Source organism: Saccharopolyspora kobensis, from assembly GCF_900108315.1.
GTDB lineage: Bacteria > Actinomycetota > Actinomycetes > Mycobacteriales > Pseudonocardiaceae > Saccharopolyspora > Saccharopolyspora kobensis.
The window spans coordinates 220,685-234,465 of record NZ_FNVB01000010.1 but is presented as its reverse complement, the minus strand read 5'-3'; the positions used below and the strand labels follow the sequence as shown (position 1 = coordinate 234,465).

The following is a 13,781-nucleotide window of genomic DNA, read 5'->3' as shown; positions in this document are numbered from 1 at the left end:
CACCGCTCCTTCGTGAGGAGAACCGCTTCTTGAGCGATCGAGTATCCCGGCGGCGCCTGGCCGTGTGGCGGATTGGCGAGTTCTGGACTAGCTGCGGGTGCGCAGGGAGACGACCAGCATGACGATGCCGACCGTCACGGCGGCCAGCGCCAGCAGCCACTGCAGCTGGCTGCCCAGGCCGATCAGCACGCTGCCCGCGATGGCGACGGTGATCAGCCCGCTCACCAGGGCGACCAGGTCCGGGCCGCCGCGCTGGCGGAGGGACGGGTTTCGCTCGTCAGCCACGGGTGACCTCCACACTTCCCATGCCGACCCGCAGGTCGAGGTTCAACCGGCCGCCACCGGGACCGTCGGCCCCCAGGTCGGTCGCCGTCTGGTCCGCGCTGCCGCCGCTGGCGATCGAGTGCAGGCACTGCACGTCGCCCAGCTCCGACTTGCACCGCGCGGTGATGTCCACGTCCTCGGGCACGTGCACGAGGATGTCGCCGACGCCGACGCTGGCCGCGGTGGTGATCTCCTCGTGGTCGGCGATCTCCATGCCGCGCAGGTCCAGCGTGATCGTCCCGGCGGACAGCTGGTAGTCGGGGGCCAGCTCACCGGCCGTTTCGGGGTGGACCTCGTGCTCGCCGATCTCACCGCTGTAGGTGTCCAGCGGCATCATCGAGGCGATCAGCGCGGCAGCCGCCAGCGGAACCGCCGCGGCGATCAGCCCCCGGCCGCCGCGCAGGAAGGAGCCGATGATCAGGCCCATCCCGATCGTGCCGAGCGCGAAGGTCAGCGAGATGTGCAGTGGCGCGCCCAGCGCGCTGGTCAGGCCACCGGCGAACGCCGCCAGCAGCAGCGTCACCCAGGTGATCCAGCGCCGCTTCGGCTGCTGCGGTTCCGGTGGTTCGGGCTCGCTCGGCTCCGGGAGGTCCCAGGCGAACGGCGCGACACCGAGCGGGTCCCACGCGGGCGGGGACTTCTGCTCGACGACCGCGGTCTGCTCGGTGCCGGGGTAGACCCAGGTGTTCTCGCCCGCCTGCGTCGCCTCGGGCACCGGCGCAGCGGTCGATGCCGCCGCCGTCGGAGCTGCGGCGGCCGGTATCGCGTTGCGGTCCCCGTAGGAGCGGTGGATCAGGTAGAACGCGCCCAAGCCCACCGCGAGCCCGATGATTCCCGGCGAGCTGGTCAGCCAGAGCACGCTGGGGAGCAGCAGCAGCACCAGGATCACCGCGAGGGTGCCCGAGGTCGGCTCCGGCCTCGGCTTGGCCATGCCGGGGACCGGTTCGCTCTCCTTCGGGAACAGCAACCAGCCCAGCAGGTAGAGCACGACGCCCGCGCCGCCGTAGATGGCCGCCAGGACGAACGCGACCCGCACCAGGATGGGATCGATGCCGTACCGGAGGCCGATCGCCGCGGAGACCCCACCGACCTTGCCGCCGGAACGCGGCCGGACCGGGCGGGTCGCCCAGAAGTCCCGCATGGTGTCCTCGAACGCCGCAGCTCCGGCGCGCTTCGTCGTGCTCATGCCCACCACTATCGGTCCTCGGCGATCCCCGGAGCATCAGGGACGCCCCTGATCCGGCCCGGAATGTCAGGGACGGTCCCTGATGCCCGCGCTCGCGCGGGCGTGTGACCATCGGTTCCGTGAGAGACCAGCTGAACCAGCAGCGCGCCGCCGAGGCCGACACCGGGCCGGGAGCTGCCACGAAGCCGATGGCGCAGCAGCGCCCGAGGAGCGTGGAGCAGCTGCGCAGGCGCCGCAGCGGGCGTCTGGTCGCCGGGGTCGCCAGCGGGGTGGCCGAGCACCTCGGGGTGCCGGTGCTGTGGGTGCGCGGCGGGTTCGCCGTGCTCGCGGTGTGCGGCGGGGCGGGCATCCTGGCCTACTCGCTGCTGTGGGTGTTCGTGCCGCAGTCCGTCGGCGCGGAGAAGCCCGTCACGACCCGGGAGCGGCAGCAGGGCTTCGGCGTGATCCTGCTCTGCCTCGGCGCGATGGTCGCGGTCGGCGGGCTGATCTCGATGCCCGCCTGGCTCGGCGCGCCGCTGGTGGTGGTGCTCATCGGTGCCGCCGTGGTGTGGCGGGAGGCCGACGAGTCGCAGCGCCGCCGCTGGCGGCAGGGCGCGCGGACCAACGTGGTCGGTGCGCTGCTGGGCGGCGGTGGCCGGAAGGCGATGATCCGCGTGCTCGCCGGCGCGGCGCTGGTCATCGCGGGCATCGTGGCGGTGCTGATGGGTTCGACCTCGATGGACGAGGTGCGCTTCGCGCTGCTCGCGGTGGGCGCGACGCTGGTCGGTGTCGCGGTGCTGACCGTGCCGTGGTGGGTGCGGCTGGTGCGCGACCTCGACATCGAGCGGGCCAGCCGGATCCGCTCCCAGGAACGCGCCGAGATCGCCGCGCACCTGCACGACTCGGTGCTGCAGACGCTGGCGCTGATCCAGAAGCAGGCGGAGTCCGAGCGCGAGGTGCGGCGGCTGGCCCGCGGGCAGGAGCGCGAGCTGCGGAACTGGCTGTACGGCCCGGACGGCTACGGCTCGCCGCGGCAGGCCGTGGACGACGCGCCCGCGGCCACGTTCTCCGCCGAGCTGACCCGGATCTGCGGCGAGGTCGAGGACAGCTTCGCGATCAAGGTCCAGCAGGTGGTGGTCGGCGACTGCGACGTGGACGAGCGGTTGACCGCGCAGCTCGCCGCCGCCCGGGAGGCGGTCGTCAACGCCGCCAAGCACGCCCGGGTCGCGGAGGTGAGCGTGTACGCGGAGGTGGAGGCCGCGCAGGTCTCGGTGTTCGTCCGCGACCGCGGCGCCGGGTTCGACCCGGCGAGCGTGCCCGCCGACCGGCACGGGCTGGCCGACTCGATCCGCGGCCGCATGCAGCGGCACGGCGGGAAGGTCAAGGTGCGCACCTCGCCGGGCGAGGGCACCGAGGTGCAGATGGAAATGCCGAGGGCGGCGTGAACTCGCGTACGCTGCGGACGAACCCAGCGATGGAGGATTTGATCGTGACCGGTGAAGACACCACCGCCCCGCACCAGGTCCGGGTGTTCCTGGTCGACGACCACGCGCTGTTCCGCACCGGGGTGCGCGCGGAGCTGGCCGCCGCCGAGCAGGTCGAGGTGATCGGCGAGGCCGGGTCGGTGGCCGAGGCGGTCGCGGGCATCGCGCACTTCAAGCCCGAGGTGGTCCTGCTCGACGTGCACATGCCCGACGGCGGCGGTGCCGAGGTGCTGCGGCAGGTGCGCGGCCAGCAGCCGGACGTGGTGTTCCTGGCGCTGTCGGTCTCCGACGCCGCCGAGGACGTGATAGCGGTGATCCGCGGCGGCGCCCGGGGCTACGTCACCAAGACCATCTCCGGGCGCGAGCTCGCCGACGCGATCGTTCGGGTGCGCGCCGGGGACGCGGTGTTCTCGCCGCGGCTGGCGGGATTCGTGCTGGACGCCTTCTCCGAAGGGCCGAACTCGGCGCCGGTCGGCGACCCCGAGCTGGACCTGCTCACGCCGCGCGAGCGCGAGGTGCTGCGACTGCTGGCGCGCGGGTACGCGTACAAGGAGATCGCCTCCGAGCTGTTCATCTCCGTCAAGACGGTGGAGACGCACGTGTCCAGCGTGCTGCGCAAGACCCAGCTGTCCAACCGGTACGAGCTGTCGCGCTGGGCCTCCGACCGCCGCCTGGTGTGAAAGCTGTTCTCACGCAGCGGTTCCGGTGGCGCAGAACCCGCAGCGGTGGGCCGAGCGGCTGCGCCGCTAAGACCAGACGCGCATCGGGACGAAGCCGGTGGCGCGGCCTGACCGGTCCAGCAGCCGACCCATGCGCTTGACCGTTCGCAGGTTCACCAGCGTGTCGTGCACGACGAGAGCGGGGAAGTTGCGCGTCGCGGCCTGCTCGAACTGCTGGATGGCGCTGATCGACGGCAGCCAGACCGTGGCGACCAGGTTGTGCTCGCCGGTGACCGCCGCGCACATCCGGACGGGTGCGAGCCCTGCCAACCCGGCCCCGACGCGGTCCACGTCGAGCGCGGCGACCCGCCCGCGCAAGGTGGCGGTGACCGGCAGCCCGACCAGCGGTGCGGCCACCTCGCAGCGCAGGGCGAGCACGCGCGAGCGCAGCATCGCGGTGATCCGGCGGCGAGCGGTCGCCTGGCTGGTACCGGCCTCGTCGGCGAGCTGCGCGTAGGAGGTGCGGCCGTCCGCCGAGAGCAGCCCGGCCAACTTCCGGTCGAGGCCGGTGAACGCGATCGACGGCGCGGGCTGCTGGCCGAAGCCGGGGTCCAGCGCGATGTGCGCCGAAGCGCCCAGTGCGTGCAGCCGCCAGTTCGCCCCCTCGCTGTAGAACCGGGTGACCAGCGCGGTCGTGGTGGCGGTCAGGCCGGCGACCTGCTCGACGTGCTGGACCAGGTAGTGGTTGAGCGCTTCGAGGTCCTGCGCGGCGACGGTGAGCAGCAGGTCCTGCGTGCCCGCGGTGATCTCCACGGAGATGCAGCAGGAGTCCTCGGCGAGCGTCGTCGCGACCTGCTCCTTGGTGCCCGGACGGCACCGGGCCGTCACCAGCGCGACGGTGCCGCCGGTGGACAGCGCGCGGAAGTACGCGGTCGTCCAGGCGTCACCGCGGGCGGTGAGCCGGTCCCAGCGCCGGGCCACCGCCTCCGCCGAGCGGACGCCCAGCGAGGTGGCCACCGCCGACCACGACGCCCGGGGCCAGACCTGCAGCGCGTTCACCAGCGCCAGGTCGGACTCGCTGAGCATGACGGTTCTCCGCGCCACAGCCGGGGATCATGACGGATTCCCCGACATTCGACAACGCTTGCGCCGCGTTCGCCGACCATGCCGCCATCCGGATGGAAGGAGGCGCTGGTGACCGCCGCACCGCAGCCCACTGGTACGGAACTCCTCGCCCGCCTGGACCGGCTCCCGGTCGGCAGACCGCATCGCAGGCTGATGCTGCAGGGCGGGCTCGGCTACCTCTTCGAGTCCTACGACGCCGTGCTGCTCGGATACGCGGCCTCGGCCGTGGTGGCCATCTGGTCGGTCGGCTCCGGGCTGGCCGGGTGGCTGCTGGCCTCGGTCTTCATCGGTTACCTGATCGGTGCGCTGGCCGCGGGCGTGCTCGCCGACCGCATCGGGCGCCGCCGCGTGCTGATGTACGCGCTGCTGGTCTACGTCGGGTTCACGCTCGTCGCGGCGACCGCGTCCAGCCCGGGGGAGCTGATCCTCTGGCGGGTGCTCAGCGGGATCGGCATCGGCGCGGAAGCGACCATGATCGTGCCCTACATCTCGGAGTTCCTGCCCGCCCGCAACCGGGGCCGCAACATCGGCAACACGATGCTGTTCCTCGGGTTCGGCTACATCCTGGCCGGACTGACCGCGGTCACCGTGATCAGCCCGAACCCGGAGCCGGGTTGGCGCATCGCGTGCATCATCTGCGTCGCTCCCGTCCTGCTGCTGCTCTGGTGGCGCCGGGATCTGCTGGAGTCGCCGCGCTTCCTGATCAGCCAGGGGCGCATCGCCGAAGCCGCCGCGATCGTCGAGCGCTTCGAGCGGGAAACCGCGGTCGGGGGCGAGCTGCCCCCGGTCCCGGCGCCCGCCGCGCCGACGGGGGAGCCCGCGCCCCGGCGGAACGTGCTGCGGCAGTTCGCCGCGCTGTGGGGGCCAGGGCTCGCGGTCCGCACCGGCGTCGTGTGCGTGGTGTGGTTCGCCATCCAGGCGACGCACTACGGCTACGGCACCTGGCTGCCCACCCTCCTGGTGCTCAAGGGCTTCACGATCACCAAGAGCTTCTCCTTCGCGCTGGCCAGCGCGGTCGCGCAGGTCCCCGGCTACTACCTCGCGGCCGCCATCAGCGAACGCATCGACCGCAAGTGGACGATCGTGGTGTTCATGGGCGGCAGCATCGCCTGCGCGGCCGGACTGGCCGTCGCAGGCGACGAGGTGGCGATCTTCTGCTTCGTCGTGGCGCTCTCGTTCTTCATGAACGGCGTCGCCGGGCCGCTCTACGCCTACACCTCGGAGATCTACCCGACGGAGACCCGGGCGACCGGGATGGGCCTGGCCAGCGCGACCGCCCGGGTCGGGGCGATCATGGCTCCGGTGGCCATCGGCTACCTGCACGACGACCTCGGGTTCGCCGGGGTTTTCGCCGTGCTGTGCGGACTCCTGCTGATCGGCGCCCTGGTGCTCGCCCTGCTGGGGCTGCGCACCGCCGGTCGGAGCTTGGAGGCGATGCACGCCGGACCGGCCGCCGCGAGAACCCGCGACGACCAGCCGGCCTGACCCCCGGAGACGGTCACTTCATCGGGTGATTGGTGGCCAGCTCGGCGTAGATCTGGGAACCGCGCATCAGGGCGAGGTGGAACCTGGCCCAGCCCTTCGGCGGCTCGATCGGTGGGAGCTCCTCGGTGCTGGTGCGCACCTCGGTGCGGTCGTCCTCGGGCATCTTCTCCTCCTCAGCAGTGGTGGTTCCGGGCGACGGCGAGCGGCGGGTCAGCAGCACGCCGACCAGCACGACCGCCATGCCCAGCAGGATTCGCAGTCCCAGCTCCTCGCCGAGCAGCAGCCAGCCGAGCAGGACCGAGACGATCGGCATCAGGTAGGCCACCGTCGAGGCGGTGGTGGCGCCCTCCTCGCTGATGATCCGGTAGTTCAGCGCGAACGCGATGCCCGTGCCGAAGACGCCCAGCACTGCGGCCGAGACCAGCGCCAGCAGGTCCCAGTGCACCGGCCGCAACCCGTCCAGCGGCAGCGCCACGACGGCGTAACCGGTGGCGGCGATCATCTGCATCGTGGCCAGCACCAGCGGCGGCAGGCCGTGCCCGCCGGTCAGGTTCCGTCCGATGTAGACGTAACCGATGCCGTAGCTGACCGCCGCGCCCAGGCAGGCGAGCACGCCCCAGCTGAGCAGGCTGGTGCCCTGCCACGGCGCGAAGATCAGCAGCACGCCGAGGAATCCCAGCAGCAGCCCGCCGATCCGGGCCGGTGGCAGCGCCTCCCGGCCGACCAGCAGCCCGAACAGCACGGTCCACAGTGGAGTAGTGGCGTTGAGGACGCCGGTCAGGCCGGAGTCGACCGTCTGCTCGCCGATGCCGAACAGCACCCAGGGCAGGGCGCTGGCGAACAGCGCGGCGACCGCGACGTGCCGCCACAGCGCGCGATCGCGGCTGACCTGCAACCCGCGGACCGCGCACAGCGCCAGCAGCACCAGCGCGCCGAGCACGATGCGCACCAGCGCGATCTGCGTGGGCGCCAGCGCCGTCAGGGCCAGCTTGATCAGCAGGAAGCTGGATCCCCACAGCAGCGCGAGCGCGCCGAGCCGGAAGTAGTTCATCGGGTTGTTCATGGCCTCTCCGGGTTCGCGGAAACCCCGCGCGCGGGGCGTCGGGTTCGCCGGGACAGTAGGTCGCGATTCCTTCGGCGATCGCCGAACCGTTCGCTCGCCCTCCACGTTCCACCCAACGGCGCGTTAGGACAAGTGAATTAAAATCAACGAACGTTTCAGATTTGCTGTAGTGTCGACGGCATGTTGGACGTACGCCGCATGCAGGTCCTGCGCGCCGTGGTCACCAGCGGCTCGGTCAGCGCCGCCGCGACCAACCTCGGCTACACCCCGTCGGCGATCAGCCAGCAGCTCGCCACGCTGGAGCGGGAAGCGGGCACCCCGCTGCTGGAGAAGGTCGGCCGCGGGCTCAAGCCGACCCCGGCCGGGGTGCTGCTGGCCGAGCGGGCCGGGCAGATCGCCGAGCTGCTCAGCAGCGCGGAAGTGGAGCTGGCCGACATCCGCGCCGGGCGCACCGGCCTGCTCCGGATGCGGTTCTTCCACACCGCGTCGGTCGGCCTGGTCCCGGCCGCGGTCGCCAAGTTCCGCGCCGAGCACCCGGAGGTGCAGCTGGACCTCCGGCTGCAGGACGCGGGCCTGATCGACGACCTGGCGGCGGGGGAGTCGGACGTGGCGATCGTGGTGGCGGGCGACCAGGAACCCGAGCGGCGCGGCGTGCGGTTCGTGCACCTCACCGACGACCCGTACCGGGTGGTGCTGCCGAAGAATCACCCGATGGCGGACCAGGAGTGCATCGACCTGGCGCAACTGGCCGCCGAACCGTGGGTCAACAGCGCGATCAACACCGGCGACATCTGCGGCCGGCTGCTCCAGGAGGCCTACGCCAGCGCCGGTTTCACGCCGAAGGTGGCGCTGGAAGCGGACGGGACCTACTCCGCGCAGGGCTTCGTCGCCGCCGAGCTCGGCGTGTCGCTCGTGCCGCGCCTGGGACTGGACGTGGTGCACCCGGGCGTCGTCATCCGCGCGGTCCGCCGCCCGGAGCCCGTCCGGCGCCTCTACGCGGCGGCTCGCGAAGCCATCGCCGACCTCCCGGCCACCAGGTCCCTGCTGGCCACCCTGCGCGAAGCCGCGAGCTGACCGTCAGATCCGGCTGTCGGTGTTGATCAGCGGCTTGCCGTCCTGCGTGGTGACCATGCCCAGCGAGTGCTGCTCGACGAGCTTCTTGCCGTCCTTGGTGAACTGCAGCGTCACGACCACGCTGGTCCCGGTCCGCACCGGCTTGCCGAGGATCTCCACGGCGTCGATGGTCTTCCAGAACGCCTCGTAGCTGTCCTTGCCCTGCGCCTGCAGCTTCGGGCCGAGCAGCTTCCACGCCTGGTCCAGCTTCTTGGGCACCATCGAGTAGTACCTGGACACCACACCGACGATCTCCTCCTCGGACGGCTGCTTCGCAGTGGTCGTCGTCGGAGCGGTGGTCGTCGTCCTGGTCGCCGACGTGGTGGGCGCGGTGGAGGTGGTCGTGGCAGCGGCAGGCGTCGTCGGCGCGACCTCGCCGGACGGCGCGGGCGGCTGGGTCGGGTTCTGCTGCCCCTGCGTGGAGCCGTCGCCGAAGGCGTTCGCGGCGAGCACGCCCACGAGCACCGCGACGACGATCGCCACCACCCACAACACCGCCTGCTTGTAGCTGCGGCGCGGCGCGGCGGCGGCCGGGACCGCACCGCCGACCATCGTCGGCGGGTTCGCCGGGGTCGGCGGGCCCACGCGGGTACCGGCCGGCTGGGCGTGCGGCGCCGCAGGGCGCTGCCAGGCCGCGCTCGGCGAGGCGGTCGGGATGGGACGGCCGTCGAGCACCGCCTGCAGCAGGTCGCGGGCCTGGGCCATGGTCGGCCGGTCCACCGGGTCCGGCAGCAGCATCTGCATCAGCACCGGCGTCATGGGCCCGGCCTGGCGCGGCGGGTCGAACTGACCGCGCGCCACCCGGTGCAGCAGGCTGATCGCGTTCTCGTCGGTGCCGAACGGCGGGCCGCCCTCGATCGCCGCGTACAGCGTCGAACCCAGCGAGAAGACGTCCGAGGCGGGGGCCGGATCGCGGCCCAGCGCCACCTCCGGCGCCAGGTACGCGGGGGTGCCCGCCAGGATGCCGCTCTTGGTGACCGCGACGTCCCCGATCGCCCGGGAGATGCCGAAGTCGGTGATCTTGGCGATGTCGTTGTCGCCGAGCAGGACGTTGCCCGGCTTCAGGTCGCGGTGCACGATGCCCGCCATGTGCGCGGCGGCCAGCGCGCCCGACACCTGCACGCCGATCCGGGCCACCTGCAGCGGTGGCAGGACGCCCTGCTCGTCGATGACCGACGCCAGGCTTCGCGACGGCAGGTACTCCATGACCAGCACCGGCTGGCCCTCGTCCTCGGCCACGTCGAACACGACGATCGCGTTCTGGTGCTGCAACCGCGCGGCGATGCGGCCCTCGCGCATCGACCGCTGACGGGCTTCTTCGGTCTCTTCGGGGGTGTAGCCGGGCTGCAGCAACAGCTGCTTCACCGCGACTGTGCGGTGCAGACGCTCATCGACGGCCTGCCACACCACTCCCATGGCGCCGCTGCCGATCTTCTGCTGCAAGCGGTACCGGCCTGCGATCAAACGACCTTCGGCGCTCACCGGTTCTCCTGGTACTGGCTCTGCTGCCTGATCTGCCTATTCCGAATTGCGGACTGACCGGACCCCCGTGGCCAGCTTCACCCAACGGGGTGCAACGTTACTGGGCACCAAGCACACCGGTACACACCGGGGCGACCAACGACACCGGCCGGGGCGCCCACCTCGCGGTGCGCGCCCCGGCCGGTGCTGTCGTGAGCCGGACTAGTTCTCCGAACCCGAGTCGGAGTTCGACGACGGTGGCGACGTCGGCTCGTCCTGATCGGAGGACGGCGTCTCCTTGGCGCTCGTCGTCGGCTTGGACGACGTCGTCGGCCGGGAGCTGGTCGTCGGCCTGGACGAGGTGGTCGGCGTTTCCTCCTCCTCCGACGTCCGGGTCTGCCGCGTGGTGGGCGGAGCCTCCTCGCTGACCGTCTCCTCCACCGAAGTCGGCGGCGGCATGAACTCGCTGGTCGGCGTCGGGTTGCCGGTCTGCTCCGGCTGCTGGCCGTTCATCAGCGCGGAGGTCACCAGCACCGCGATCACCGCGACCGCGACCAGCGCGATGCCCGAGATCACCACCGGCCGCTTGCTCTTGCGCGGCTTCTCGTAGATCGCCGCGTCACCGCGCGTGTCCGCGCCCATGTACGAGGTGGCGTCCTCGTACGGCCGCTCCGAGTACGGGTCGTCCTCGTAGTAGGCGACCGCGGTGCCGTCCTGGCCGACGACGCTGGTGGGCTGGTCGGGGCCGGGCTCCGGCGCCAGCGCGGGCGGGATCGGCGCGGCCACGGTCGGGATCGAGCTCGCCGATCCGCCGTCGGCCACCGCCTGCAGCATCTCGCGGACCTGCGCCATGTCCGGCCGGTCCTCGACGCGGTTGGCCATCATCGCCATCAGCGGGTGGGTCATCGGCCCGGCCTGCTGCGGCGGCTCGACCCGGCCGGCCCGCGGCCACCGCGTGCAGCAGCGCGAGGGTGTTCTCGTTCAGGCCGAACGGGGGGTGGCCCTCGATCGCGGCGTACAGCGTCGCCCCGAGCGAGAAGACGTCGGAGGCGGGCGTCGGCTCCTGGCCCATCGCCACGTCCGGCGACAGGTAGGCGGGCGTGCCCGCCAGCATGCCGGTCTTGGTGACCTGCACGTCGCCCTGCGCCCGGGAGATGCCGAAGTCGGTGATCTTCACGTCACCGTTGTCGCCGAGCAGGATGTTGCCCGGCTTGATGTCGCGGTGCACCACTCCGGCCGCGTGCGCGGCGCCCAGTGCGGAGGCGACTTGAGCGCCGATCCGCGCCACCTCGCGAGGCGGCAGCGGCCCGTGCTCGGACATCATCGCCGCGAGGCTCGTGGAGGGCAGGTACTCCATGACCAGGACCGGCTGACCCTCGTCCTCGGCCACGTCGTAGACCGAGATGGCGTTCGGGTGCTGGAGTCGGGCCGCGATCCGGCCTTCCCGCATAGCCCGCTGCCGCGCTTCCTCGGCCTCACCCGGATCCAATCCGGGCTGCAGGAGCAACTGCTTGACCGCGACCGTGCGGTGCAGGCGTTCGTCCACACACTCCCACACCACGCCCATCGCGCCACTGCCGATGCGTCGCTGCACTCGGTAGCGTCCGGCGACCAGGCGACCTTCGTCGCTCACCGACGTCTCCCCGTACTGCTATCGATGCCCAGCGGGATCAGCGAGCATCCGGGATGATGATCCCGGGCAACGCGGCCCCCACCGGACATCAGCGGATTTGGCGGACCGGCACCGGTCCTCCGACATGTACACGTTCTCAGCGCGGACCGGGTTGGCCGGATGGGCCGGTGACCGAACCGCGCTACGGGAGCCTAGCCGACGCCGAATCGGCGTAGGTCCGAACTGGAAAAGATCTGCGCAACCTTTCCCGACGTTACTCCGGGGCATTGCGGCGGTCGCCCGATCGGGTCGCTTCTCACAGCCGTTTGCGCAGGTGATGTTGGTCTTGGCGAGTCCGGAAGACCACCCGATGCGGGGGTTGAACCGGTTGTTCTGGACAACGATATCCGCGTTGCCCGGTTCGCCCCGGTCCGAACTGCGGGATTCCGGTGGCTCCGGTCGTTGCCGCATTGTTGTCTCCAGCGGTCCCGCTCGGTCACTCAGCGTGACACCGTGTGCCGGGCGCCGAGCAGCTCGGCGCCGGTGATCTTCGGGTCGGAGTCCGACTCGACGGTCAACCGCTGCTGCAGCCGCACCCGGTCGCCTGCCGGGTACCGCACCTCGACCTCGGCCAGCACCGCCCCGCCCGGTTCGATCCGGATCTTGCTCTCGTCCACCACCACCGATTCGGCCGCCCGCCACGCCCGCACAACCGAGGTCTGCTGCCCGGCGACGAGCTCCGGAGAGACCATCGACAGCGCGCCGGTCGCATCGCCGACCAGGCGGCGGTAGAACTCCGCGACCACGTTGCGCGAGGACTTCGCGCTGCCCGCCGCCGGGTTGGCGACCATCGGCCGCGGGGGCTCCGACCGCTCGACGGTGATGTCGCCCGTCGCGGTGCCCGCGAAGCCGCCGTTGCCCGCGAACGGCCAGCGCGCATCCCGCACCAGGTCCGGCCGGAGCGCGAGCGCGCCGGTGATCGGTGCGGCGGCGGCCGGGCGGGGCGCGTCGGCGGGGTGCGCGACGAGCGTCGCGGTGGCGGCGGTCGCGCCGAGCAGCAGCAGCACGCCCAGCGTTCCGAAGGCGATCCGGCGGGCCGGGGGCGAGGCGTCCGCAGCGTCGTCGTCCTGCAGGAGCTGGTCGGCGAGCCGCTCGTGCTTGAGCGAGATGGGGGTGCGGCGCATCAGCTCGGCGACGCTGATCGAGTCCGGGCCCCGCTGATCGCGCCGGCGACCGGACGAAGGAGTCTCCACGCCGTGAACACGTACCCCGGCGCACCCCCGCGCCGGAAGAGGTTCGGCCGAGTTCACCGGAAGGGGCTGCTCGCTGTCCCCGAACGGAGCAATGCCGAGCACCATCCGTGATCGAATTTCGGTCAGCCGAGCCGCTCGTCCGAGTTGATCAACGGCTGCTCGCCCCGCGCGTAGCGCAGCTCGCGCCGCTCGCTCCGCACCGAGCCGTCCGGATCTGTCACCCGCAGCGTGTGCACGGTGGTGGTCGGGGTGACGTAGACGTCGACGACCTCGATCGAATCGGCGCCGGAGTACCTGGCGGCGAAGGCCTCGTAGCCCTCCTCCGCCAGTTGCCCGGTGGTCAGCGCGTACGCGGCGCGCAGGTCGCCGCGCCCGATCGCGGCGTAGTAGTCGTCGCTGCGCCGCTTCATGCCGTCGGTGTCGGTGAACGACAGCAGCTGCGGCATCTCGGTGGTCCGGGGACGTGTTGTCGTCGGCGTCGGACGGGCGGAGCCGGACGGCCTCGGAGTCGTGGCCGTTCCGGGTGCCGGCGGCGGGCCGACCGCATCGGATGGGGGCTCCGGAAGCACGGAGCCGGTGGGGCGCACCGCCTGCGGCCGCGTCGGATCACCGGTGAGGAAGTAGCGATCCCGCTCGTCGTCCGGCAGCAGCGGCGGGTACTCCCCGCCGCGCGGCATCGGGCCGGTCGGCAGGTCCAAGCCGTCGATCCGCGTCGTGCCGGACAGCATCGAGGTGACCAGCACGAGCCCGCCCAGCGCCGCCGCCGACGAGGCGATCGCGAACCACGCCGCCTTCCGCCAGCTGCGCGGCGGCGTCACCGAGGCGGGCACCATGCCCAGGTCGAACTTGTGCAGGCCGCCGACTGGTGCGGTGTCCACCAGCGGGTCGGTCGCGGCTGCCGCGCGCGGCACGGCCGGCGTCCGGTCGATCGCCGATCCGGTCCGGCGGTGCCTGCCGCGCGCCGGGGTCTGCGGGGCCGGCGGCCAGTCGAGCTGACCGCTCCAGCCGAGGGTTCTGCCGCTGTGCATCGGAGACCT

11 protein-coding genes and 1 pseudogene are annotated in these 13,781 nt (G+C 72.0%); 4 read left to right on the top strand and 8 right to left on the bottom strand.

Going from position 1 to position 13,781, the window contains the following annotated elements; all coding sequences use genetic code 11:
- Positions 1-87: 87 nt before the first annotated feature.
- Both C4T78_RS30410 and C4T78_RS30405 read right to left on the bottom strand, forming a co-directional pair.
- A complete protein-coding gene (locus C4T78_RS30410) occupies positions 88-285 on the bottom strand; it encodes a hypothetical protein (RefSeq protein ID WP_093352445.1) in 198 nt (65 codons plus the stop codon).
- Positions 278-1,510: a PspC domain-containing protein gene (locus tag C4T78_RS30405; RefSeq protein WP_107916161.1), complete on the bottom strand. Its 1,233-nt coding sequence runs from the start codon at positions 1,508-1,510 to the stop codon at positions 278-280. The genes C4T78_RS30410 and C4T78_RS30405 overlap by 8 nt, the downstream gene beginning before the upstream one ends.
- Before the next feature lie 110 nt (positions 1,511-1,620).
- On the opposite strand from C4T78_RS30405, the gene C4T78_RS30400 reads away from it, so the two are divergent.
- Positions 1,621-2,934, top strand: coding sequence for an ATP-binding protein (locus C4T78_RS30400; protein ID WP_374703917.1), 1,314 nt, complete (start codon positions 1,621-1,623; stop codon positions 2,932-2,934).
- A gap of 29 nt (positions 2,935-2,963) precedes the next feature.
- On the top strand, positions 2,964-3,653 hold the full coding sequence (locus C4T78_RS30395) for a response regulator (protein WP_093352450.1): 690 nt from the start codon (positions 2,964-2,966) through the stop codon (positions 3,651-3,653).
- Between the two features lie 66 nt (positions 3,654-3,719).
- On the opposite strand, the gene C4T78_RS30390 is transcribed toward C4T78_RS30395, so the two are convergent.
- Entirely contained in the window at positions 3,720-4,718 is a 999-nt protein-coding gene (locus tag C4T78_RS30390; RefSeq protein ID WP_093352453.1) for an Lrp/AsnC family transcriptional regulator, read from the bottom strand.
- Between the two features lie 108 nt (positions 4,719-4,826).
- On the opposite strand from C4T78_RS30390, the gene C4T78_RS30385 reads away from it, so the two are divergent.
- Positions 4,827-6,242 carry an MFS transporter gene (locus C4T78_RS30385; protein ID WP_177247593.1) on the top strand — a complete coding sequence of 472 codons (1,416 nt, stop codon included), beginning with the start codon at positions 4,827-4,829 and terminating at the stop codon, positions 6,240-6,242.
- A 13-nt stretch (positions 6,243-6,255) separates the two neighbouring features.
- On the opposite strand, the gene C4T78_RS30380 is transcribed toward C4T78_RS30385, so the two are convergent.
- Positions 6,256-7,305, bottom strand: a complete 1,050-nt coding sequence (locus C4T78_RS30380) for a DMT family transporter (RefSeq protein ID WP_093352457.1) — start codon at positions 7,303-7,305, stop codon at positions 6,256-6,258.
- A gap of 180 nt (positions 7,306-7,485) precedes the next feature.
- On the opposite strand from C4T78_RS30380, the gene C4T78_RS30375 reads away from it, so the two are divergent.
- Positions 7,486-8,379 (top strand): LysR family transcriptional regulator, encoded by an 894-nt coding sequence (locus C4T78_RS30375; RefSeq protein WP_177247594.1) that lies wholly within the window; start codon positions 7,486-7,488, stop codon positions 8,377-8,379.
- A gap of 3 nt (positions 8,380-8,382) precedes the next feature.
- On the opposite strand, the gene C4T78_RS30370 is transcribed toward C4T78_RS30375, so the two are convergent.
- From C4T78_RS30370 to C4T78_RS30350, 4 genes and pseudogenes are all read right to left on the bottom strand, one after another.
- Complete coding sequence (locus C4T78_RS30370; protein ID WP_093352460.1) at positions 8,383-9,900, bottom strand: serine/threonine-protein kinase; 1,518 nt, start codon at positions 9,898-9,900, stop codon at positions 8,383-8,385.
- Between the two features lie 201 nt (positions 9,901-10,101).
- A pseudogene (locus C4T78_RS30365) lies at positions 10,102-11,512 on the bottom strand (serine/threonine-protein kinase).
- Positions 11,513-11,991: 479 nt separating this feature from the next.
- Complete coding sequence (locus tag C4T78_RS36610) at positions 11,992-12,744, bottom strand: hypothetical protein (protein ID WP_093352465.1); 753 nt, start codon at positions 12,742-12,744, stop codon at positions 11,992-11,994.
- 122 nt (positions 12,745-12,866) lie between these two features.
- Positions 12,867-13,772 (bottom strand): hypothetical protein, encoded by a 906-nt coding sequence (locus C4T78_RS30350; RefSeq protein WP_093352468.1) that lies wholly within the window; start codon positions 13,770-13,772, stop codon positions 12,867-12,869.
- Between the last annotated feature and the right edge of the window lie 9 nt (positions 13,773-13,781).

Bases quoted from the DNA above. Each gene is read 5' to 3' on its own strand.
- C4T78_RS30380 (WP_093352457.1), bottom strand. From the start codon at position 7,305: ATGAACAACCCGATGAACTACTTCCGGCTCGGCGCGCTCGCGCTGCTG.
- C4T78_RS30375 (WP_177247594.1), top strand. From the start codon at position 7,486: ATGTTGGACGTACGCCGCATGCAGGTCCTGCGCGCCGTGGTCACCAGC.
- C4T78_RS30390 (WP_093352453.1), bottom strand. From the start codon at position 4,718: ATGCTCAGCGAGTCCGACCTGGCGCTGGTGAACGCGCTGCAGGTCTGG.
- C4T78_RS30405 (WP_107916161.1), bottom strand. From the start codon at position 1,510: ATGAGCACGACGAAGCGCGCCGGAGCTGCGGCGTTCGAGGACACCATG.
- C4T78_RS30350 (WP_093352468.1), bottom strand. From the start codon at position 13,772: ATGCACAGCGGCAGAACCCTCGGCTGGAGCGGTCAGCTCGACTGGCCG.
- C4T78_RS30395 (WP_093352450.1), top strand. From the start codon at position 2,964: ATGGAGGATTTGATCGTGACCGGTGAAGACACCACCGCCCCGCACCAG.